Origin of the sequence: Bradyrhizobium cosmicum, from assembly GCF_032290525.1 — a bacterium.
GTDB classification, from domain to species: Bacteria; Pseudomonadota; Alphaproteobacteria; order Rhizobiales; family Xanthobacteraceae; genus Bradyrhizobium; species Bradyrhizobium cosmicum_A.
This window is the reverse complement of the sequence record NZ_JASXTA010000408.1, coordinates 1-252: the sequence shown is the minus strand read 5'-3', so window position 1 is coordinate 252 and position 252 is coordinate 1. Positions and strand designations below refer to the sequence as shown.

General features: G+C 67.1%; 1 protein-coding gene. It reads right to left on the bottom strand.

The annotated features are described in order from the left end of the window. Positions 1 to 252, bottom strand: a 252-nt coding sequence (locus QSV46_RS40410) for an Rrf2 family transcriptional regulator (protein ID WP_314964296.1), incomplete at both ends; no start/stop codon positions are given.

The window sequence follows — 252 nt, the reverse complement described above, 5'->3', positions numbered from 1 at the left end:
AAAACATTCGACCAGCGGCGGCCCTTCCAGCGCGCGCACCACCTCGCCGATGGTGATCGACTGGGCCGGGCGGGCCAGCACGAAGCCGCCGCCGGCGCCGCGTTGGGTCGAAATGAAGCCGCTGTCGGCGAGGTCGCGCACTACCTTGGCCAGATGGTTGCGGGAAATGCCGAACTCGGCCGCAATTTCATTGGTGGCGAAGGAACGGCCGGGTTCGCCCGCCAACCGCATCAGGGCGCGCAACGCAAAATC